Origin of the sequence: Pseudomonas graminis, from assembly GCF_013201545.1 — a bacterium.
Classification (GTDB): domain Bacteria; phylum Pseudomonadota; class Gammaproteobacteria; order Pseudomonadales; family Pseudomonadaceae; genus Aquipseudomonas.
In genome coordinates this window covers 3,727,255-3,747,886 of record NZ_CP053746.1, presented here as the reverse complement: position 1 = coordinate 3,747,886, position 20,632 = coordinate 3,727,255, and the positions used below count along the sequence as shown (strand labels likewise).

Genomic DNA, 20,632 nt, shown 5'->3' with positions numbered 1-20,632 from the left:
GCCGTCGTGTTTTGATATAGTGCGCCGCCGCCGCGCCTGAACCAGGGTCTCGGGCCCGGGCGTCATCAATCAGTGGAGAGCGGCACCGTGGGCATGAAGAAATCAGCGCTGGAACTCAAGCGTGACCTGAGTACGATTGCGGCGAATCTGGAAAGTACTGCAGGCGAAATCAGCCGGTTGGCCGAGCGGGTCAATGACGTCGATGTGGTCGCGGTACTGCACCTCATGAATCAGCAGTACAAGGACGCTGACCGGCTGCGCGCCTACGTGGACGAGATCAGAGCGGGCCGCATTACTCGTGCCAAAGCCGAGTGACGAGGGCAGCAGATGACCAAACGCCTAAGGTGATTCCGGCTTGAACAAACGAAAAAAGGGTGACCCTCTCGGGCCACCCTTTTTCGTTACCGCCCAGCAGAGCGGATTTGTCTGGTAGGCGCGATTGGACTCGAACCAACGACCCCCACCATGTCAAGGTGGTGCTCTAACCAACTGAGCTACGTGCCTGCTGTGGGGCGGCATTCTACCGGGAATCGAATCGCTGTCAACGTCGATTCACCCCTAAGCCCCTGAATGCCCGAGCTATTTGCGCCGACCGGAGCGAATCGGGTTGGGTGCATGCCCCAGCAACCGGCGCCGCGCCAGCACCTGTGGAGCTTCCAACCTGCGACCTCGGCTGGTCGGCCAATTTCATCTCAGGTAGGATCCGTCCATTCGTAAAAAATATAAAACAGGGCTTCCAGGATGACGAACACGGCATACCCCCACTCCTACTACGCCGCTTCCGCCAATCCGGTTCCGGTTCGGCCTCGGCTTCAAGGGGACGTCGAAACCGACGTGGTCATCATCGGTGCAGGCTACACCGGCCTGTCGAGCGCGCTGTTTCTCCTCGAACAGGGCTTCAAGGTCACGGTACTGGAAGCCGCCAAAGTCGGTTTCGGCGCCTCGGGCCGTAACGGCGGGCAGATCGTCAACAGTTACAGCCGCGACATCGACACCATCGAAAAGACCGTCGGGCCCAGGGAAGCACAACTGCTCGGCCACATGGCCTTCGAAGGCGCGCAGATCATCCGCGACCGCGTCGCCAAGTACCAGATCCAATGCGACCTCAAAGACGGCGGCGTTTTCGCCGCGATCACCCCTAAGCAGATGAGCCATCTGGAATCGCAAAAACGTCTCTGGGAGCGCTACGGCCATACGCAGCTTGAGCTGATGGACCAGCGCCGCATCCGTGAGGTGGTGGCCTGCGACCAATACATCGGCGGCCTGCTCGACATGAGCGGCGGTCACATCCACCCGCTGAACCTGGCGCTGGGCGAAGCGGCGGCAGTCGAGTCGCTGGGTGGGGTCATTTACGAACAGTCCGCAGCAACCCGCATTGATCGCGGTGCCAGCCCGATGGTGCACACCGCCGAGGGCAAGGTTCGGGCGAAGTTCGTCATCGTCGCAGGCAATGCCTATCTGGGCAATCTGGTGCCGGAACTGGCGGCCAAGTCGATGCCCTGCGGCACTCAGGTCATCACCACCGAACCTCTGAGCGAAGAACTGGCGAGCACGTTGCTGCCCCAGGATTACTGCGTCGAGGACTGTAACTACTTGCTGGACTACTACCGGCTTTCGGCCGACAAACGTTTGATCTTCGGCGGCGGCGTGGTGTACGGCGCGCGCGATCCAGCCAACATCGAAGCCATCATCCGGCCGAAGATGCTCAAGGCGTTTCCGCAACTGAAGGACGTGAAGATTGATTACGCCTGGACCGGAAACTTCCTGCTGACCTTGTCGCGGTTGCCGCAAGTCGGGCGACTGGGGGACAACATCTACTATTCCCAAGGGTGCAGCGGCCACGGTGTGACCTACACCCACCTGGCGGGCAAAGTGCTGGCCGAAGCGTTGCGCGGACAGGCTGAACGATTCGATGCCTTCGCTGGCCTGCCCCATTACCCGTTCCCCGGCGGGCAACTATTGCGCACGCCGCTGACGGCATTGGGTGCCTGGTATTACAGCCTGCGGGACAAGCTGGGATTCTGAATCAGAGGCGATGAACGGCCAACCGTTAACGAGCAGCCGAATTGTTCAGCGCCTTAACCGCCTCCCCCGCCGCCTGCTCCTGCCCGGCCTGGGCCAAATCATTGGCGGCTTTCAACCAGCGCTCACGGTCCACCGGCACCGGCACTTGTCGCGGACCCTGGATCAATACGGCCCAGTTGCCGGCGTCATTCCAGTCCGAAGTAAACGAATCGAAGCTCGTCGTCACGCGCCCCGGCCCGGTGTAGATCAGCACTGTGCGCTTATTCTGATCGAACCCGACCAGCACGCCGTAGCGCTGCTCTTTCCAGAACATGGAGCCGTCCGAGAACCGCACCATGACCGGATAACCCGCCGACACCTGGGCCAGCAGATCAGGCAGACCAGGGTCGACGGGGTACACCACAAACCCGTATTCCCGGGCCAGGTCCAACATGCTGCGGTCGAGCCTGTCTTCGGCGCCCGGCAGTTTCAGCGGTTTTTCCAGAAGGCCCGGCGTCGTCTGTACGCCATGCACGGTCAGCATACTGGCCAGTGCGAACGGCGCGCTTTGATAATCCTTGCCCCGGAACGACGGCACTGCGTTGATTTCCACCCGGTCAGGCAGCGTCTTGTACATCGGCGGGTAGCCCGGTTTCCAGTTGTGGGCATTCGAGCAGCCTGCCAAGACCAGCACGGCGGCGAGCGCCAGCCATTTGCGTCGACCTGCAACGCTATCCAATCGCGTCAATGCCCGCACGTTCTTCACTCACTTGACTGATGGCGAGGGATCACGAGATCCGGCCGGAACGCGGATGATAGAGCCGCCAATGGTTGCGGTATAGCCCGAAACGCTGTCAACGCGAGTGGATAGAACAAAACGGTCACGAGATTCCTACCACCGGTCAATTTTTGGCAACAACAGGGAGACTAGACTGTCGGTTACTAAGAGACGAAGAGAAGAGCCGGAGGAAGCCATGAGCCTCGGAATGACCATTGTGATGTTGATCGCTGCCTGGATGGCCGTTGCGGCCGCCATGTTGTGGGGGGTGATGCGGATCTCGCGTCGCCATCATCCGCATTATCGGGAAACCGAAGCCGCGAAGTCCGTAGAGCGTGCACAACGCAAGATCCGTCATGCCGCAGCGCACTGATACCGCCGTGGACTGATCAATCACCGTACAAATGAAAACGGTCGGTAATGGCATCCCATTCCCGACCGTTTTTTATTGACCTGCCTTTTACTGCTTCGCGGTTCCTGCCCCGCCCTCAACGCCAGGCGGAGCCTACTTCAGTGTCAGACCTTCTGGCCCTGCGCTTCAGCGTCCAGGCGGCGCTGGCGGGACCGACGAACCAGCATGTTCAGCACTTCGATCAGAGCCGAGAACGCCATGGCGGTGTATACGTAGCCTTTAGGGACGTGGGCGCCGAAGCCTTCGGCGATCAGCGTCATGCCGATCATGATCAGGAAGCCCAGGGCCAGCATCACCACGGTGGGGTTATCGTTGATGAACTTGGCGAGGGGTTCCGACGCCACCAGCATGACGACCACGGCAGCAATCACGGCGATCACCATGATCGGCAAGTGCTCGGTCATGCCAACGGCGGTGACGATACTGTCGATGGAGAACACCAGGTCGAGCATGAGGATCTGCCCGATAGCGGCAGCCATGCCCAGAGTGACGGTGCTGGACGCGGCTTTCTCGGCTTCGCTTTTGATGTCGACGCTGTGATGGATCTCGGTGGTAGCTTTCCAGACCAGGAACAGGCCGCCGGCGATCAGGATCATGTCCTTCCAGGAGAACGTCTGGCCGAACACCTCGACCACCGGCGCGGTCAGCTGGACAATCCACGCCACGGTGGTCAGCAGGCCCAGACGCAGGATCAGCGCCATGCTGATGCCGATCCGGCGCGCCTTGGTGCGCTGATGAACCGGCAGTTTGTTGGTAAGAATCGAGATGAAGATGAGGTTGTCGATACCGAGCACGATTTCCATGACGACCAGTGTCGCCAGAGCGATCCACGCCGTTGGGCTTGCGGCCAGTTCCAGAAGGTATTCCATATAACGAGTGTCCAGGATCAGTTCAGGGGATAGGGCGGCATTCTAGGGACGGAAACACTTCAGTAAAATTCGTATTTTCCAGGCGTATACTTCGGTTTTCGCGAAGTGACGTCCCCCATGCTCAATTATCGACAGCTGCATTATTTCTGGGTGGTGGCCAAGACCGGCAGTATTGTCCGGGCCTGCGAGCAATTGAACCTCACGCCACAGACCATCAGCGGGCAAATCAGCCTGCTGGAGCAGACCTACGGCGTCGAGCTGTTCAAGCGTGTCGGCCGCCAACTGGAACTGACCGAAACCGGCCGCGTCGCTCTCCCCTACGCCGAACAGATGTTCCAGCTGGGTGGCGAGCTCGAAGCGGTTCTGCGCGCGCAACCGGACGAACAGCAAATCCTCTTTCGCGTCGGCGTCGCCGACGTCGTGCCCAAGTCCATTGTCTATCGACTGATCGCGCCGAGCATGGCCCTCAACGAGCTGGTGCGCATCAGTTGCCGGGAAGACCAGCTCGAACGCCTGTTGGCAGACCTCGCGATTCAGCGCCTGGACCTGGTGATTTCCGACAGCCCGATGCCCTCTCATCTGGACATTAAAGGCTATAGCCAGAAGCTGGGCGAATGCGGCGTGAGTTTTTTTGCCACCCGCGCCCTCGCCGCCCTGTACGGCGAGAACTTCCCCCACGGCATGCAAGGGGCGCCGCTACTGGTGCCCGGCCAGCAAACGGTGGTGCGCAGCCGCCTGATGCGCTGGTTCGCCGAGCAGGATATCCAGCCGAAGATCGTCGGGGAGTTCGACGACAGCGCCCTGATGAAGGCCTTCGGCAAGTCCGGCAGCGGGATTTTCATTGCGCCGAGCGTGATCGCCGATGAAGTGATCGAGCAATATGACGTCGAGCTGATCGGCCATACCGACGCCGTGACCGAGTCGTTCTACGCGATCTCGGTCGAACGCAAGGTCAAGCACCCCGGCATCGTTGCGATCACCGAGGGGGCACGCCGCCAGTTGTTTCCGGATTAGGCGTCGCAGGTTGCCGGGTGTGGGCGGACTGTCATCAGCAGCAGGGCCAGCAGGATCGACAGCAGGATAATCCCGGCCGCCGCGAAGCCCAGGCTGCCAAGGCCCAGATGATCGATCACCCGGCCGCCAATGATCGCGCCAATGCCGATGCCCAGATTGGCCCCGGCGATGTTCAGCGATGCGGCAAAGGCCGGCGCCTGGGGCGCGGCTTTCATCAGCCGCACGTGGCTGACCAGAAACAGCGCCGCCTGGGTCGCGCCCCACACGGCCAGCGCCAGAGCCAGAGCAGGCAGGGAGTGCATGCTCGGCACCACCATGACCATGCCGCCGATCATGAACGTGCAGAAGGTCAGGCTGGCGATCAGCGGATGGCGATCCACCAGCCGCCCGCCCAGTGAATTGCCCAACAGGCCCACCGCACCGAAGCCCATCAGGCACCAGCCGACCACTGTGCCGTCGAAACCGGCGAGGCGCTCGAGCATGTCCGCCAGGTAGGTGTAAGCCGTAAACATGCCGCTGAACACCAGCACCGACAGCAGCACATGACCCTGCATCAACGGGCTGCGCAAAATACGGAACTGGCTGCGGAACGAGGCCTGATCCTTGTGCACGCTACGGGGCAAATAAATGAACAGCAGCAGCGCCTTGGCGAAAGCCACCACCGAGAGAATGGCGAAGGCACTGCGCCAGCCGATGGCGTCCGAGATCAAGGTGCCAACGGGGATGCCGAATACCGTGGCGCAGACGATGCCGAAGCCGATCTTGGCGATCGCACGGCCGGCATGATCAGGGCCGACGATGTCCACGGCGGTTTCGCTGGCCAGCGCCCAGAACACCGGCAACCCGAGTGCCGGGATCAGCCGCGCCGCCGCCATGACCCAGATATTAGGCGCCAGCGCTGCAGCGGCGTTGGAGACGCCGAACATGATCAGCACCGCAATGAACAGGCGCTTGCGCTCGAAGCGCGAAAAATACGCGGTCAGAAACGGCCCGAAGCAGGCCACCGTAAAGGCGAACAGCGTGACCAGCAGGCCGGCCTGAGGAATGGTGACGGCCAGGTCGCGAGCGATGGCCGGCAGCAAACCGACGATGACGAACTCTGTGGTCAGCACGGTAAACCCGGCGGCCGACAGCAGGTAGATGGGGAAAAACATGAAATCTCCAGAACGACGAAACGACCGGTCCTTGCGGAGCGGTCGATCGGATGTGGCTTGAATCAGGACGCGGAGGGTATCAGAACCAGGCGCTTGGGAGCCAGGCGCCGGACGAGCCAGGTGTCGCTGCCCGAGCAGAGCCGGGCAGCGAGGCCTGTCAGTAAGTGCCCATGTAGTCGCGCTTGCCGACTTCCACACCGTTGTGGCGCAGCAGGTCATAGGCCGTGGTGACGTGGAAGAAGAACTGCGGCAGCGAGTAATGCAGCAGGTAGGTCTGGGTGTTCAGACGCTTTTCCTTCTCGGTACCAGGGCGAAGGACGATTTCGCGCGCCTCGTTGCCATCGACCTGTTCGGCCTTGATCGTATCGAGGAACGCCAGCACCTTGGTCAGCAGCGCCTGCAGGTCGGCGAAAGTGGTTTCGGTGTCTTCATACTTCGGCGGCTCAAGGCCTGCCAGTCGTGCGCCGGCGCCTTTGGCGAAATCGACGGCGATCTGCACCTGACGCACCAGCTGAAACATGTCGGGGAACAGGCGGGCCTGCAGCAGGGCATCCGGCTGAATGTTTTTGGCGTTGGCATGGGCTTCGCCTTTGGCCAGAACGGCGCTAAGGGCGGTGAGCATTTGCTTGAAGACAGGAATCGAGGCAGCGTAAAGAGAAAGTGTCATGGCAGTTCCTGGGGGAAATGAGTCGCACGGAGGCGGACGCGAACGCGGCTTGTCTTTTACCTCATCCAGCCCCTACCCTCATAGCCTTTTCAACGTCTGGGAAATGGGTCATGTCTGACGAGCTGGATTCCGAAAACACCGTTGAAGCCTCGGGTGCGCTGCAGCTGAACAGCACCGAAGTGCGCATTCTGGGCTGCCTGATCGAAAAGCAGGCGACCCATCCCGAGACCTATCCCCTCACCCTCAACGCGCTGGTGCTGGCTTGCAACCAGAAAACCAGCCGCGAGCCGGTGATGAACCTGACGCCCGGCCAGGTCGGCCAGAGCCTGCGCGCGCTGGAAAGCCTGCAACTGACGCGCCTGGTGATGGGCAGCCGGGCGGACCGCTGGGAACACCGCGTCGACAAAACCCTGGAGCTGGTGCCGGCGCAACTCATCCTCACCGGCCTGCTGTTGCTGCGCGGCCCGCAAACCGCCAACGAGCTGCTGACCCGCAGCCACCGCATGCACGACTTCGAAGATACTGACGCAGTCGTGCATCAGCTGGACCGGCTGATCGGGCGCAGGCTGGCGGTGCTGATCCCGAAACAGGCAGGCCAGCGCGAAGACCGCTATATGCACGCGCTGGGTGATCCGGCCGACATGGAGAGCATCCTCGCCGCCCGCGCGAATCCGGCGGAGCGCAGCGGTAGCGCCGGCAATTCGGCCAATGCGGGCAATTCAGCGCTGGCCGAGCGGGTCGAAGCCCTCGAAGCCCGCATCGCCGCCCTGGAAGAGCGGCTGGCATTGCTGGAGGGTTAAGCGCGTTAACCCCGGGCGAATGCAGCCGCTGCCTGATACTGCGCCTCGGTGGGCGTCACGCCGGTATAGAGAATGAACTGCTCCAGGGCCTGTATCGCCGCCACCTGGTCGCCGGTGATCAGGCGCTTGCCGAGCCGTTCGGCCTCGACAACGAACGGCGTTCGCGCCGGCGTGGCGACGACGTCAAACGCGGTATCGGCCCGATCGATGGCGGACACGTCGAAGGCCAGCGTTTCGGCTTGATCACCTGCCATCCCCAACGGCGTGACGTTCACCAGCAGCGGCGGACGCTCACTGCCCAGTTCGGCTTGCCACTCGAAGCCGCAAGTCTGTGCAAGCGCCCTGCCGGCCTGCTCGTTGCGGGCCACGATCAGCCCGTCAGTAAACCCGGCGTCGCGCAGGGCACAGGCGACAGCCTTGGCCATGCCACCGCTGCCGCGCAGGGCGAAGCGGGTGCGCGGCACTTCATGGGTGTCGACCAGTTGGGCGATGGCGATGTAATCGGTGTTGTACGCTTTCAAGTGGCCATCGGTATTGACGATGGTATTGATGGATTGAATGGCGGCGGCGGACGCGTCCAGTTCATCGACGAGTGCAATGCAAGCCTCTTTAAACGGCATCGACACGCCGCACCCGCGAATGCCCAAAGAACGCATGCCGACGATGGCCGCAGGCAGGTCGTTCGGCGAGAAGGCCTTGTAATAGAAGTTAAGACCCAACTGTTGATAAAGGTGGTTATGGAAGCGCACGCCGAAGTTGCCCGGACGTCCGGCCAGCGACATGCACAACAGCGTTTCCTTACTGGCAGTGACCAACATGAAATCTCCCGAGTGGTATTAGAAGACGCCTGGGGAAAGGCGTAGAATCGCGGCGTTCTGGCGCTACACGTTTATAACCGCGTTACAACAGCGCCAGCCCTTGTCATGAAAGTTGTCGAATACCTTACACAAAATTTACCCAACGGCCTCGCAGATAATTCCGAAACCGTTGTCTGAGAAGTTATCCCGTGGCAGTGCCTGAGCGTAACGCAGGCTCGCGACAACGGGAATGAACACCGAGGAACAGTCATGATTCGTCAGATCCCCAAAGTTGCCTTGTTGTTAGGCGCCCTCGCCCTCGCAGGCCAGGCTGAAGCCCATGGCGGCGGCCCGGGCTGGGGTGGAGCCGCCGTGATCGGTGCGGTCGTCGGCGGTGTCGTCGGCGCGGCAGTGGCGTCCGGTCCGGTTTACGCATCGCCCGCGCCGGTGTACTACTCGGCCCCGGCGCCTGTTTATTACGCGCCACCGCCGCCACCGCCGGTTTACTACCAGCCGGCTTATGTCGTTGAACGCCCGGTTGTCTACGCACCGCGTTACTACGGTCCACCACGTTATTACGGCCCACCACCGGGCTACTACCACGGATACCACGGTGGCGGTCGCTGGTAACGGCGGTCTGCTCCGGCCAGCAGGGCTGTCGATCAGTGGTCGTCAGCCCTTACCCACTACTGACCCCGCCTCCCTGGCGGGGTTTTTGTTTCCGGGGCGTTTAGGCCGGAACGCACGGTGTGCGCACATCCCCCCATCAGCGTCCCTACCCGCTCATCAATGACAACTATCGAGAGCGGTGATTTTTGCCTCAAGCGATCGCGCCGTACAGTAGCGCCATAGATTGATGGAGGCACTTATGACCAAGGTTCAAATCATGTCGGTTGTCGGCAGCGCAGTTCCCCCTCAGCTTCGTGAGCGCGGGCTGTTGGCGTGCTGGTACCTGATGCAGAACGGCGAGCCCGTGAGTGGTCCTTTGCCTTCACTGCCCGCGGCGCAGGCCCTGTCCCAGCAACTTGAATGCCGCTCGCTCAACAGCTGAAATCCTATTCGCTCTTCCCTGTGAATCGTGCGTTGCTCCGCACACCCCTTTAGTCCGCCTCTTTAATGACGCGGGCTTTTTTTTGCGCGGTGATCCGGTTTTGATGCGAAACCCTGTTCGACAGGCGCGCCATGTAAGGCAATTTGACCCTTTTAAATACAGGCTTTTTGGATCCGCCACCTGAACCTGAGCTATACAATCGCTGTTTATTACCGAAACCCCGCACCACCCCATCGACAACTTCAGAAACTTGCTCCTAAAATGCGCCGAACTTGTTGTCGTGCTTGAAGAAAGTCCGACGTTCCACGCTATTTCCATCATTTAGTGAGCTTGGCTCTTGAAAATTCGCCCAACCGTCATCGGCCTATTATTTGCACTTACAGGCTGCGCACTTTCCACTGTCGCATTCTCCGCGACGGCGCTGGCCAATGAGCCGGCGGCGTTCAAGCGCGACCCGGCCAATCTGCATCTGGCCTCCGGCAGTTCCATGATCACCGACCTGCAAACCGGTCAGGTTCTGTATGCGAGCAACCCCGACATCGTCGTGCCGATCGCCTCGGTGACCAAGCTGATGACTGCGATGGTCACCCTCGACGCCAAGTTGCCCATGGACGAGATGATCAAGGTCGATATCTCGCAAACGCCCGAAATGAAAGGCGTGTTCTCCCGGGTCAAACTGGGCAGTGAGCTGAATCGCCATGACATGATGCTCATCACCCTTATGTCGTCGGAAAACCGCGCCGCGGCCAGCCTGGCTCACAGCTATCCGGGCGGCTATCCGGCGTTTATCCGGGCGATGAACGCCAAGGCCAAGTCGCTGGGCATGAACCATACCGTGTACATGGAGCCCACCGGGCTGTCGGTGTACAACGTTTCCACCGCACGTGACCTGACCAAGCTGGCCCTCGCCGCCCGCAATTACCCGATGTTGCGCGAGCTGAGCACAACGCCGGAGAAGACCGTCACCTTCCGCAAGCCGAATTACATCCTCGGTTTCAGCAACACCGACCATCTGGTGCGTAAATCCAACTGGGACATCAAGCTGACCAAGACCGGCTTCACCAACCAGGCCGGGCACTGTCTGGTGCTGCTGACCAGCATGGCCAATCGTCCGGTGTCCGTAGTCATTCTCGACGCCTTCGGCAAATACACCCACTTTGCCGATGCCAGCCGCATGCGCTTGTGGATGGAAACCGGCAAGAGCGGTCCGGCGCCGGAAGTCGCGCTGCAGTATAAGAAAGAGAAGAACCAGGTGATGAGGCAGAAGGGTTTGCAGGCGTCGGAATAAGCCTTCGCGCCGCATTCAGTGGGCACCCGCCGGGCGCCCACTGATCAATGACTTGCCCTCGCCATGCGCTTGAGTATCACCACCATCCCCACGCCCAGCCCGGCCATGCCCACCAGCAACGCCGGGTAGCTGATCCACCACGGGATCGGCGTGGTCATCATGCTGTATTCCGACATCCCGCCAATCCCCGCCACCAGATTCAACGGCAGGAACACCACGTTGATCAGCGTCAGCTTGCGCAGCAGGTTATTGGTGTTGTTGTTGACCAGATTGCCCCGCGCATCCATCAGGCTGGCGAACACCGTGGAATAAATGTTCGCCTGTTTGTGGCACTGCTCGTTCTCGATGATCATGTCTTCGATCAAGGCCAGGCTGTCGCCGGAAAACTGATGCTTGTGGGCGTGATTGCGCAGGCGGGTCAGCACCGAGCCGTTGCTGTCGATGGCGTTGATGTAATAGACCAGGCTTTCGCTGAGGTTGAACATCTGCACCAGATGGCGGCTGTCCATCGACGCATTGAACTGCTGCTGCAATTCCCGGGCGATCATCTTGATCACCTTCAGGTGACCCAGATAATGATGGATGTTGTGGAACAGCACCTCCAGCAACACGTCCAGCAGCGTGTGCATCGGCCGATGCTGTCCCAGGTCGCCGAACTGTCTCTCGTCGGCGCAGATCAGCACCATGTGATGGGGGCTGAGCAGCACCCCGAACGACGACACGTCAAAGGAAAAGGTGTCTTTGCCCGAGTAGTTCTCCGGCCGCTTCCAGATCATGAACAGCGCGTCCGGATGAAACTCGATGCGCGACACCTCGTCGGGGTCCAGCGCCGAGGCCAAGGCGTGGTCGTCCAGATTGAAGCGCTCCAGCAGCAGCGTCTTCTCCGCCGCGTCCGGGTCGCTGAACCACAGTACGCTCGCCTCGGCGTCAGAGCATTCCCATAACCTGCCCGCCTCCAGGCGGTGGCCTTTGATCACCGGCCTAACCGGCCAGACCGCGACGTTTGATGTCGAGGCGGCGAATGAATTCCTCCAGCACCAGCGCATACAGATCGTCCTGCAGCCAGGCGTCTTCGATGCCAGCGTCGAGGTTGGGGTTGTCGTTGACTTCGATGACCACCACGCGGTCGCCGGACTGCTTCAGATCGACGCCATACAGGCCGTCGCCGATCAGGTTGGCGGTCTTCACCGCCAGGTCCACCACGGCCCGCGGCGCATCATGAACCGACAGGGTCCGGCACTCGCCATTGACCTCCGCGTCGATGGCCTTGTGGTTGTAAATCTGCCAGTGCCCCTTGGACATGAAGTACTGGCAGGCGAACACCGGCTTGCGATTGAGCACGCCAATGCGCCAGTCGTATTCGGTGTAGAGGTATTCCTGGGCCAGCAGCAGCACCGAGTGCTCGAACAGCTCCCGCGCCGCGTCCTGCAACTGCTGCGCGTCCTGGACCTTGATCACCCCCTTGGAAAAACACCCGTCGGGAATTTTCAGCACCAGCGGAAAGCCCAGTCGTGCCGCGACGTACTCCAGGTCATCCGGTCGCTCCTTGTAGAGGATTTCGGTAGCCGGCATGCCGAGCTTGTGGCTTTTGAGCAGGTCGGTCAGGTAGACCTTGTTGGTGCAGCGCAGGATCGACGCGGGGTCATCCATCACCACCAGCCCTTCGCTCTCGGCTTTCTTGGCGAAGCGGTAGGTGTGGTTGTCGACGCTGGTGGTCTCGCGGATCAGCAGCGCGTCGTATTCGGCCAGCCGCGAGTAATCCTTCTTCTCGATCAGCTCCACATCAACGCCCAGTTGCTGGCCGACGCGGATGAAGTTGTCCAGCGCCTTGCGGTTAGACGGCGGCAACGCTTCCTGGGGATCGTGCAGAATCGCCAGGTCGTAGCGGTAGGTGCGGCGCGAGCGCGGCTGGCGCCAGATCTTGCGGCTGAAACTGTCGAGGGATTGAGCGAACTGGTCCTGCTGGTGATCGCGCAGGCGGGTCAAGGCGCCGGTCTTGATGCCGACGATGTGCCAATTGTCGCGCTTGCGAAACTCCACCAGCAGGATCGGCGCCGGAAACGCTTCGAACAGCTGACGAGCCAGATCCTGCAACGGCGCGAGATCGGTCTGACCGAAATACAGGCTCAGGGTGAAGCCTTCGGTTTCGTCATACGGATGGTCACGCAGCGCATGTTCGAGGCGCTTGTCGAGGTCATCCAACGCCAGGCCGTAAAGGGACTTGCGGGTCAGCTCGCTGATGGTTTTCACCGACGGGATCACATGGTGACCCCGGGCTTCGGCCAGCAGCGAGCAGTAATACCCGTGGCCCAGATAGCGGTAACTGCGGCACAGGTTGATCACCTGCACCCGTTGCCCAGCATTGTCCTGGGGCGGGTTTTCCAGATAATCCTGGGCGCTGATCAAATGTTCGCTGGGCAAGTAAGACGACCAGTCTTCGAGCCGCTCCACAACAATCAACAGTTGGCTTCGGGTTGAAACAGGTTTCAGCGGATTGACAATAAAAGTTGCCGAACGCTGAGGTTGTGCTGATACTTCGTCGGTCTTCACCGGCACCGCATTCATGAGTTGATCCTTCGGGAAACAGTCCTTTCTATAAAACATGGCTTTGTAGAAATGTCCCGTTTCGTTACTCACTCTTTACGGTGTCGGACATGAACTTTATATATCGCCTCGCCCAGCCTGCCGATGTGGATGAACTGTTGGTGCTGGAAAACCAGTGCTTCGAATCCGACCGCCTGAACGCGCGCAGCTTTCACTGGATGGTCACGCGGGCCAATGCGCGATTGATCGTGGCGCTGGGCGATCAGCCCGAACAACGCCTGGCCGGTTACGCGCTGGTGCTGTTTCATCGCGGCACGTCTCTGGGTCGGCTTTACTCCCTGGCGATCAGCGACGCTGCCCGGGGCCAGGGCCTCGGGCAGCAACTGCTGGCCCAGGCCGAACAGCATGCCCTTGAGCGTGAGTGTGCCTATTTGCGGCTCGAAGTCCGGCCGGACAACGCCCCGGCGATTCGCTTGTACGAGCGCAACGGCTATCGCCTGTTCGATCGCATCGATGATTACTACGAAGACCACGCGCCGGCGCTGCGCTACGAAAAACGCATCCGCGAACACGCCACCGGCGTCGCCCGCCATGTGCCCTACTACCCGCAAACCCTGGACTTCAGCTGTGGCCCGGCGTGCCTGCTGATGGCGATGAAAGCGCTGCAACCGCCACGCGCCATGCAGCGCCACGAAGAACTGCAGATCTGGCGCGAGGCGACCACGGTGTTCATGACCTCCGGCCATGGCGGTTGCAGCCCGCAGGGCCTGGCGCTGGCGGCGTTACGCCGCGGGTTCGTAGTCGGCCTGCAAGTGTCGGTGCGCGGGCCCTTGTTTCTTGCCGGTGTGCGCAGCGAAGAAAAGCGCGAAGTCATGCGCCTGGTGCATGAGGAATTCAGCCGCGAACTGGCCGGCAGCACGGTCCGGCAGCTGGGCAGTGCGCCGCTCAATCTTCGGCAACTGCAACAGGACAACGGCCTGGCACTGGTGTTGATCAGTAGCTACCGACTGACTCGTTCCAAAGCACCGCACTGGGTGTTGGTCACCGGTTGCGATGACGACTTCGTGTACTTGCACGACCCAGATATCGATCACAGCCAACAGCGTCAGGCCATGGATTGCCAATACATGCCGGTCAGTCATAAAGAGTTCGCCGGCATGAGTTGCTTTGGCGCCGACAAACTTCGCGCGGCCGTTGTTTTATATCGACACGGTCAGTCGCTTATATAAACGGCGTCAGGCAAAGCGCTGTTGGCGTAAAGATCCCGTCGTATTAACAGCAACTGCACAGGCACTTTCAACCCGTCAACTTACCCAGAAAAACATCAGGGTCAGGTTCGCGCCCGAGATCAGTCCGAACAGCCCCCAGGCCAGGGTTTTGGTCAGGCGGCTGTTGACGAAGGGGCCCATCAATTGTTTGTCACTGGTGAAGCGAATCAACGGCCACAGGGCGAACGGCAGCTGCAGGCTGAGGACGACCTGGCTGAGCACCAGCATCTTGCCCACCGCGCCATCGCCGAACCAGATCACGCCGATGAGCGCCGGAATCAGCGCCAACCCCCGGGTCGCCAGGCGCCGTTGCCAGCACGGGATCTTCGCTTTCAGGAACCCTTCCAGCACGACCTGGCCGGCGATGGTCCCGGTGAACGTTGAACTCTGCCCTGCCGCGAGCAGCGCGACGCCAAACAGCACGCTGGCCACGGCGCCGCCTACCAGCGGATCGAGCAAATGGTACGCGTCCTGAATTTCCACGACGTCGGTGTGACCGGTGCCGTGGAACGCGGCGGCGGCCAGGATGAGGATGGCGGCGTTGATCACCAGCGCCAGGCTCAGGGAGGCAATAGTGTCGACCCGGGCGTAGCGAATGGCACTGGCCTTGCTTTCGACTGACGTGCCGTTGACGCGGGTCTGCACCACCGATGAATGCAGGTACAGGTTATGGGGCATCACCGTCGCGCCAAGAATGCCGATGGCGATGTACAGCGGCTCTTGGTTGCTGAGCATCTCCCACGACGGCTTGAGCCCCGCGACGACGTCTGGCCAGAACGGTTTGATCAGCACCAGCTCGATAAAGAAGCACGTCGCGATGGTCGCGATCAGTCCCAGCACGATGGCTTCGAGACGCCGGAAATTGGCGCCCTGTAACGCGAGCACGATGACCGTATCGAACGCCGTCAGCGCCACGCCGGTGGTGATCGACACGCCCAGCAGCAAGTGGAACGCCAACGCCGCACCCAGCACTTCCGCCAGGTCGGTGGCGAGGATCGACAGCTCGGCAAGAACCCACTGCCCCATGCCGACCCGGTGGCTGTAGCGCTCGGAGGACAGCTGGGCCAAATCGCGGCCGGTGGCAATGCCCAGGCGCGAGCACAAATTCTGCAGCACCATGCCCGACAGACTGGCCAGCACAACCACGAACAACAACGCATACCCAAAGCGCGAACCGGCTTCGATGGCGGTGGCCCAGTTGCCGGGGTCCATGTAGCCGATGGAAATTAACAGGCCGGGACCGACGAACAACATCAGCTTGCGCAGGAAAGACGCATTGGCGGGAATGGTGACGCTGTCGGTGGTCGCCGACGGGCAGAATGGCGCGGTGGCGGTGGTCGGGAGTTTGTACTTCACGGGAATCCGAAACGTGGTGGCGGTCAGCCCCGGAGCTTAAACGCGCAGAAATGTTTTGTCTTGAATCTCTGGGGCACTAACATGCTGCGTCTCACCGATTCGGAAAAAACAATAATGCATGCCGCTTCTGATAGCCCCGATAACGCCCGCCCGACCCAGGACGGAATCGACCCGATACGCGCTGCGCAAATTTCCGCCCGCATCGACCGACTGCCCGCCGTCGCCACGATCTGGAAGCTGGTGGCGCTGCTGTCCATTGGTGGTTTCTTCGAACTCTACGATCTGTTCCAGACCGCTTACATCAGCCCCGGCCTGATTCGCGACGGGCTGTTTGCCACCGGCGCGCAGGGTGTCTTCGGCTTTTCCGATCAAGCGGCGTTTGCGTCGGCGACGTTTCTGGGGCTGTTCCTCGGCGCCAGCCTGCTGAGCCCGATCGCGGATCGCTATGGTCGCCGCGCGATCTTCACCTTCGCGTTGATCTGGTACACCGTCGCCACCGTTTTGATGGGTATTCAGACGTCCGCCCTCGGCATCATCTGCATGCGCTTTTTGGTGGGCATCGGGCTTGGCATCGAGCTGGTGACCATCGACGCGTACCTGTCGGAACTGGTGCCCAAGCGCATGCGCAGCTCGGCGTTCGCCTTCGCGTTTTTCGTGCAGTTCCTGTCAGTGCCGTCGGTGGCATTGATGTCCTGGTGGCTGGTGCCCCAGGATCCCTTCGGCGTCGCCGGCTGGCGCTGGGTGGTGCTCGCCAGTGCGGTGTTCGCGCTGTTCATCTGGTGGCTGCGCTCGCGCCTGCCCGAATCGCCGCGCTGGCTGGCGCAACACGGCCGCTTTAGCGAGGCGGAAAAGATCATGGATGCCCTCGAAGCCCGGTGCGTCAAGGACCACGGCCAGGCGCTGGACGAACCGGAAACCCACAATGTGGCCGTCGAAGGCCGAGGTCGCTTCGCCGACATCTGGCAACCGCCGTATCGTCGCCGCGCGCTGATGCTGATTGTGTTTCATGTGTTCCAGGCGATCGGTTTTTTCGGCTTCGGTAACTGGCTGCCTGCGCTGCTCTCGGGTCAAGGCGTGAGCGTGACCCACAGTCTGGCGTATGCGTTCGTGATTACCCTCGCCTATCCGCTTGGGCCGCTGCTGTTCGTGAAGTTTGCCAACCGTTTCGAGAACAAGTGGCAAATTGTGGGCTCGGCCCTGGGCTCGATGATTTTCGGCACGCTGTTCGCGCAGCAGACGACGGCGGCCGGTCTGATCTTTTGCGGGGTGATGATTACGTTCTGCAATGCGTGGTTGAGTTTCAGTTATCACTCGTACCAGAGTGAGTTGTTCCCGACCAATATTCGCGCCCGGGCGGTAGGGTTCTGTTATTCGTTCAGTCGTCTGTCGACGGTGTTCAGCAGTCTGTTGATCGGGTTGTTTCTGGATCACTTCGGCACGCCGGGGGTGTTGACGTTTATTGTGATGAGTATGTTGATTGTGATCATTACGATTGGCGGGTTTGGGCCGAAGACGCGGAATCTGGCGTTGGAAGATATTGCTCATCGCTAGGGTTCGCGGTGCGGCTGAGAGAACACCAAGATCTTTAGGATCAAGATCAAGAGCGTCTGCCTAACGGCAGACCGTTTCGCCTTCGGCGAGTTACTTGGAAAAGCACCCCAAGTAACCAAGGGTGCCTGCTCTCGGTTGGGCCCGACTTCGTCGGGTTCCTTCACTCCGGTCTCGCTCCGTGGGCCCGCCGCCATCCGCCATCCATGGCGGGGGGCGGCTCTCGCGGCATCCATGCCGCTCGGCCCACTCCACGAGACCTGCGTTCAGCCTGCACCAAAGTCGCGATTGGTGGTGTCTGGACTTTTTGGGTATGAAGATCAAAAGCAGATCAGGAGCAGATCAGGAACAGATCAAGGGCAGATCAAGGGCAGATCAGGCGCGGAGGACTTGTGGGAGTGAGCTTGCTCACGAAGAGGGCAGGACATCCACCGGATATCTGGTGTTTGAAATTGATCGTTCCCCCGCTCTGCGTGGGAATGCATCCCGTGACGCTCCGCGTCACCTCCACCGGCCTGAATGCGCGTCAAATGCGGGACGCGGAGCGTCCGGGGCGGCGTTGCCACGCGGAGCGTGGGAACGATCACACGGATATCTGGTGTTTGAGATAAAGCATTCGCGAGCAAGCTCGCTCCCACAGGAAGTGTGGCGGATCAGCAGTACTGTCGGCGCCTGGGCTGGCCTCTTCCCGGCTAAAGCCGGTCCCACTAAAAGCAGCGCGTGCATTCTGTGGGACCGGCTTCAGCCGGGAAGCTTTTGATCTTGATCGTTCCCCCGCTCTGCGTGGGAATGCATCCCGTGACGCTCCGCGTCACCTCCCCGGGCCTGAATGCGCGTCAAATGCGGGACGCGGAGCGTCCGGGGCGGCGTTACCACGCGGAGCGTGGGAACGATCAGAAATAAGTTTGAGATAAAGCATTCGCGAGCAAGCTCGCTCCCGCAGGAAGTGTGGCTGATCAGCAATACTGTCGGCGCCTGGGCTGACCTCTTCCCGGCTAAAGCCGGTCCCACTAAAAGCAGCGCGTGCATTCAGTGAGATTGGCTCCGACTGTAGGACCGGCTTTAGCCGGGAAGCTTTCGCTCTGCATCTGCATCTGCATCTGCATTTGCCTTTGATCTTGATCTTCAAACACAGGAAGTTCAGTCACCGCCAATCGCGACTTGGGTGCAGGCTGAACGCAGGTCTCGTGGAGTAGGCCGAGCCGCATGGATGCGGCGAGAGCGCCGTCAGGGCATGGATGCCCGTTCGGCGCGGGCCCACGGAGCGGGACCGGAGTGAGGGTACTCCGACGAAGGAGGAGCCCAACCAGGAGCACAAGCCCTTGGTTACTTGGGGCTTTATCAAGTAACTCGCCGAAGGCGAAACAGTCTGCCCCCAGGCAGACGCTCTTGACGTTAAGGATCTTGATCTTAAGGATCTTGATCTGAAAAAACCTACCGAATCCCCAATCGCCTGGCGAGCCGACTCAAATTCGCACGATCGACATCCAGCTCCCGCGCCACATCCGCCCATTTCCCGCCATGCCGCTCCAACGCCTCACCAATCAACCGCCTCTGAAACCCGTCCACCGCCCCCTTCAGCCCCTCGCCCGGCTCAATCGCCGGCAGGTCCTCGCTCACCTGCAACACAGCAGGCGCAGCCACCCGCAACTCATCCAGCCCCAAGGCATCTGCCTCGATCGTCAGAATCCGCGGCCGCTCGCGATGCACCGACAGCGCCTTGAGCACTGCCCGGCTGATCAAATGCTCCAGCTCCCGCACGTTCCCCGGCCATGAGTACGCCAACAGCACCCCCTGCGCCTGCGGACTCATGCGCAAACTGCGCAGCCCCATCCGTGCCCGGTTCTCCTCCAGGAAATAGCCCGCCAGCAGCAACACATCGCGACCCCGCTCGCGCAACGGCGGGACTACCAACGGGTAAACGCTCAGGCGGTGATAGAGATCCGCGCGGAAGCGCCCGGCGCGCACCTCCTCCGCCAGATCACGGTTGGTCGCAGCGATGATGCGCACGTCCACGCGATGCTCCTGATCGGACCCGACGCGCTGCAACTGGCCGCTCTGCAGCACCCGCAGCAACTTCGACTGGACTGGCAGCGGCAGCTCGCCCACCTCGTCGAGGAACAGCGAACCGCCATGGGCCAGCTCGAATTTGCCGCTGCGGCCGCTGACCGCCCCGGAAAACGCGCCTTTGACGTGACCGAACAACTCGCTTTCCACCAACAGCTCCGGCAGCGCGGCGCAGTTGAGGCTGATCAGCGGCTTCTGCGACCGGGGCGACTGCACGTGAATGGCCTCCGCGACCAGTTCCTTGCCAACGCCGGTTTCGCCGGTGATCAGCACCGTCAGCGGGCTGTTGCCCACCAACTGGATTTCCTGCTGCAAACGCTTGTGCACCGGACTCTGCCCGATCAACTCCCGGGGCCCGCGTCCGCCTGCGGCACGTTTGTAAATCTCGGCCAATTGGCGTTGATCCTCAAAACCGCGCGCCAGTTGGCTGATCCGTTCGCTGGCCATCACCGTGGCCGCCGCCAAGCTGGAAAACGCTTGAAGGTCTCTCAGATCGACCCGGCCAAAGCGCGCAGGATCGAGGGAGTCCAGCGTAATCACCCCCCACAGCGTGTTCTGCACATAGAGCGGGCAGCCGAGGCAATCGTGCACTTCCAGATCGCCATGCACGCCCTCGACCAGCCCGTCGTACGGGTCTGGCAAATCGCAGTCGGTGGAAAACCGCGTGGGTTCGCGGTTTTGCAGAATGATGTCCAGCCGCGGGTGCTCCCCCAGCCGGAATCGTCGCCCCAGCGTGTCCGGGCTCAGGCCCTCGACGGACAACGGCACCAGCGCCTCATCCTCCAGCTTGAGCAACGCCACCGCGTCGCAGGGGAATAACTGTCGCAACGAGCGCAGCAGCCGGCGATAGCGCTCATCGTCCGGCAGGTCCCGGGACAGGTCGGCGACCAGCGGAATCAGCGCCAATAGTAGAGGATGAGTCATCAAAGCTCCCGGTCAAGTCATGGGAAGGAGGCGCGGTGGGCGGGTCATTATGACGTCGGTGCGAGTCTAAACGACAACGCCCTGGCCGATC

At 61.1% G+C, this 20,632-nt stretch carries 19 protein-coding genes and 1 tRNA gene; 10 read left to right on the top strand and 10 right to left on the bottom strand.

What is annotated here, in order from left to right; translation table 11 throughout:
• Positions 1-93: 93 nt before the first annotated feature.
• Positions 94-315, top strand: coding sequence for a hypothetical protein (locus FX982_RS16710; protein ID WP_241043642.1), 222 nt, complete (start codon positions 94-96; stop codon positions 313-315).
• Between the two features lie 112 nt (positions 316-427).
• Here the strand turns inward: FX982_RS16710 and FX982_RS16705 are convergent.
• A tRNA-Val gene (locus FX982_RS16705) sits at positions 428-504 on the bottom strand.
• Between the two features lie 237 nt (positions 505-741).
• On the opposite strand from FX982_RS16705, the gene FX982_RS16700 reads away from it, so the two are divergent.
• Positions 742-2,025: an NAD(P)/FAD-dependent oxidoreductase gene (locus tag FX982_RS16700; protein ID WP_172611699.1), complete on the top strand. Its 1,284-nt coding sequence runs from the start codon at positions 742-744 to the stop codon at positions 2,023-2,025.
• 25 nt (positions 2,026-2,050) lie between these two features.
• Here FX982_RS16700 and FX982_RS16695 read toward each other — a convergent pair whose 3' ends face one another.
• Positions 2,051-2,752: a peptidase C39 family protein gene (locus tag FX982_RS16695; protein ID WP_254074810.1), complete on the bottom strand. Its 702-nt coding sequence runs from the start codon at positions 2,750-2,752 to the stop codon at positions 2,051-2,053.
• 226 nt (positions 2,753-2,978) lie between these two features.
• Here FX982_RS16695 and FX982_RS16690 point away from each other — a divergent pair, with 226 nt between their 5' ends.
• On the top strand, positions 2,979-3,155 hold the full coding sequence (locus tag FX982_RS16690; protein WP_172611697.1) for a hypothetical protein: 177 nt from the start codon (positions 2,979-2,981) through the stop codon (positions 3,153-3,155).
• Between the two features lie 143 nt (positions 3,156-3,298).
• Here FX982_RS16690 and FX982_RS16685 read toward each other — a convergent pair whose 3' ends face one another.
• Positions 3,299-4,063: a TerC family protein gene (locus FX982_RS16685; RefSeq protein WP_172611696.1), complete on the bottom strand. Its 765-nt coding sequence runs from the start codon at positions 4,061-4,063 to the stop codon at positions 3,299-3,301.
• A gap of 117 nt (positions 4,064-4,180) precedes the next feature.
• Between FX982_RS16685 and nhaR the strand changes: the two genes are divergently transcribed.
• Positions 4,181-5,077: a transcriptional activator NhaR gene (gene nhaR / locus FX982_RS16680; RefSeq protein WP_172611695.1), complete on the top strand. Its 897-nt coding sequence runs from the start codon at positions 4,181-4,183 to the stop codon at positions 5,075-5,077.
• On the opposite strand, the gene FX982_RS16675 is transcribed toward nhaR, so the two are convergent.
• Positions 5,074-6,231 carry an MFS transporter gene (locus tag FX982_RS16675; RefSeq protein ID WP_172611694.1) on the bottom strand — a complete coding sequence of 386 codons (1,158 nt, stop codon included), beginning with the start codon at positions 6,229-6,231 and terminating at the stop codon, positions 5,074-5,076. The two genes, nhaR and FX982_RS16675, sit on opposite strands and share 4 nt — an antisense overlap.
• 157 nt (positions 6,232-6,388) lie before the next feature.
• A complete protein-coding gene (locus FX982_RS16670; RefSeq protein WP_172611693.1) occupies positions 6,389-6,898 on the bottom strand; it encodes a DUF1993 domain-containing protein in 510 nt (169 codons plus the stop codon).
• Between the two features lie 110 nt (positions 6,899-7,008).
• On the opposite strand from FX982_RS16670, the gene FX982_RS16665 reads away from it, so the two are divergent.
• On the top strand, positions 7,009-7,698 hold the full coding sequence (locus FX982_RS16665; RefSeq protein WP_172611692.1) for a YceH family protein: 690 nt from the start codon (positions 7,009-7,011) through the stop codon (positions 7,696-7,698).
• 5 nt (positions 7,699-7,703) lie between these two features.
• Here FX982_RS16665 and FX982_RS16660 read toward each other — a convergent pair whose 3' ends face one another.
• Positions 7,704-8,516: a shikimate 5-dehydrogenase gene (locus tag FX982_RS16660; RefSeq protein WP_172611691.1), complete on the bottom strand. Its 813-nt coding sequence runs from the start codon at positions 8,514-8,516 to the stop codon at positions 7,704-7,706.
• Positions 8,517-8,765: 249 nt separating this feature from the next.
• Here FX982_RS16660 and FX982_RS16655 point away from each other — a divergent pair, with 249 nt between their 5' ends.
• The 3 genes from FX982_RS16655 (at position 8,766) to pbpG (ending at position 10,834) form a co-directional block, all read left to right on the top strand.
• Positions 8,766-9,125, top strand: a complete 360-nt coding sequence (locus tag FX982_RS16655; protein ID WP_122538147.1) for a hypothetical protein — start codon at positions 8,766-8,768, stop codon at positions 9,123-9,125.
• 238 nt (positions 9,126-9,363) lie between these two features.
• Positions 9,364-9,546 (top strand): hypothetical protein, encoded by a 183-nt coding sequence (locus tag FX982_RS16650; RefSeq protein ID WP_122538145.1) that lies wholly within the window; start codon positions 9,364-9,366, stop codon positions 9,544-9,546.
• A gap of 337 nt (positions 9,547-9,883) precedes the next feature.
• Positions 9,884-10,834, top strand: coding sequence for a D-alanyl-D-alanine endopeptidase (pbpG, locus tag FX982_RS16645; RefSeq protein WP_122624185.1), 951 nt, complete (start codon positions 9,884-9,886; stop codon positions 10,832-10,834).
• Positions 10,835-10,878: 44 nt separating this feature from the next.
• Here pbpG and FX982_RS16640 read toward each other — a convergent pair whose 3' ends face one another.
• Both FX982_RS16640 and FX982_RS16635 read right to left on the bottom strand, forming a co-directional pair.
• Complete coding sequence (locus tag FX982_RS16640) at positions 10,879-11,811, bottom strand: magnesium transporter CorA family protein (protein ID WP_172611690.1); 933 nt, start codon at positions 11,809-11,811, stop codon at positions 10,879-10,881.
• 4 nt (positions 11,812-11,815) lie between these two features.
• Positions 11,816-13,399: a RimK family protein gene (locus FX982_RS16635; RefSeq protein ID WP_172611689.1), complete on the bottom strand. Its 1,584-nt coding sequence runs from the start codon at positions 13,397-13,399 to the stop codon at positions 11,816-11,818.
• Positions 13,400-13,488: 89 nt separating this feature from the next.
• On the opposite strand from FX982_RS16635, the gene FX982_RS16630 reads away from it, so the two are divergent.
• The gene (locus FX982_RS16630) at positions 13,489-14,607 is read left to right on the top strand and encodes a GNAT family N-acetyltransferase/peptidase C39 family protein (protein ID WP_172611688.1); all 1,119 of its coding nucleotides are present in this window, start codon (positions 13,489-13,491) and stop codon (positions 14,605-14,607) included.
• 75 nt (positions 14,608-14,682) lie between these two features.
• On the opposite strand, the gene FX982_RS16625 is transcribed toward FX982_RS16630, so the two are convergent.
• Positions 14,683-15,933 (bottom strand): Nramp family divalent metal transporter, encoded by a 1,251-nt coding sequence (locus tag FX982_RS16625; RefSeq protein ID WP_254074932.1) that lies wholly within the window; start codon positions 15,931-15,933, stop codon positions 14,683-14,685.
• Positions 15,934-16,116: 183 nt separating this feature from the next.
• Here FX982_RS16625 and FX982_RS16620 point away from each other — a divergent pair, with 183 nt between their 5' ends.
• Positions 16,117-17,553, top strand: a complete 1,437-nt coding sequence (locus FX982_RS16620; protein WP_172611686.1) for an MFS transporter — start codon at positions 16,117-16,119, stop codon at positions 17,551-17,553.
• 1,431 nt (positions 17,554-18,984) lie between these two features.
• Here FX982_RS16620 and norR read toward each other — a convergent pair.
• Positions 18,985-20,541: a nitric oxide reductase transcriptional regulator NorR gene (gene norR / locus FX982_RS16605; RefSeq protein ID WP_172611684.1), complete on the bottom strand. Its 1,557-nt coding sequence runs from the start codon at positions 20,539-20,541 to the stop codon at positions 18,985-18,987.
• Positions 20,542-20,632: the final 91 nt, after the last annotated feature.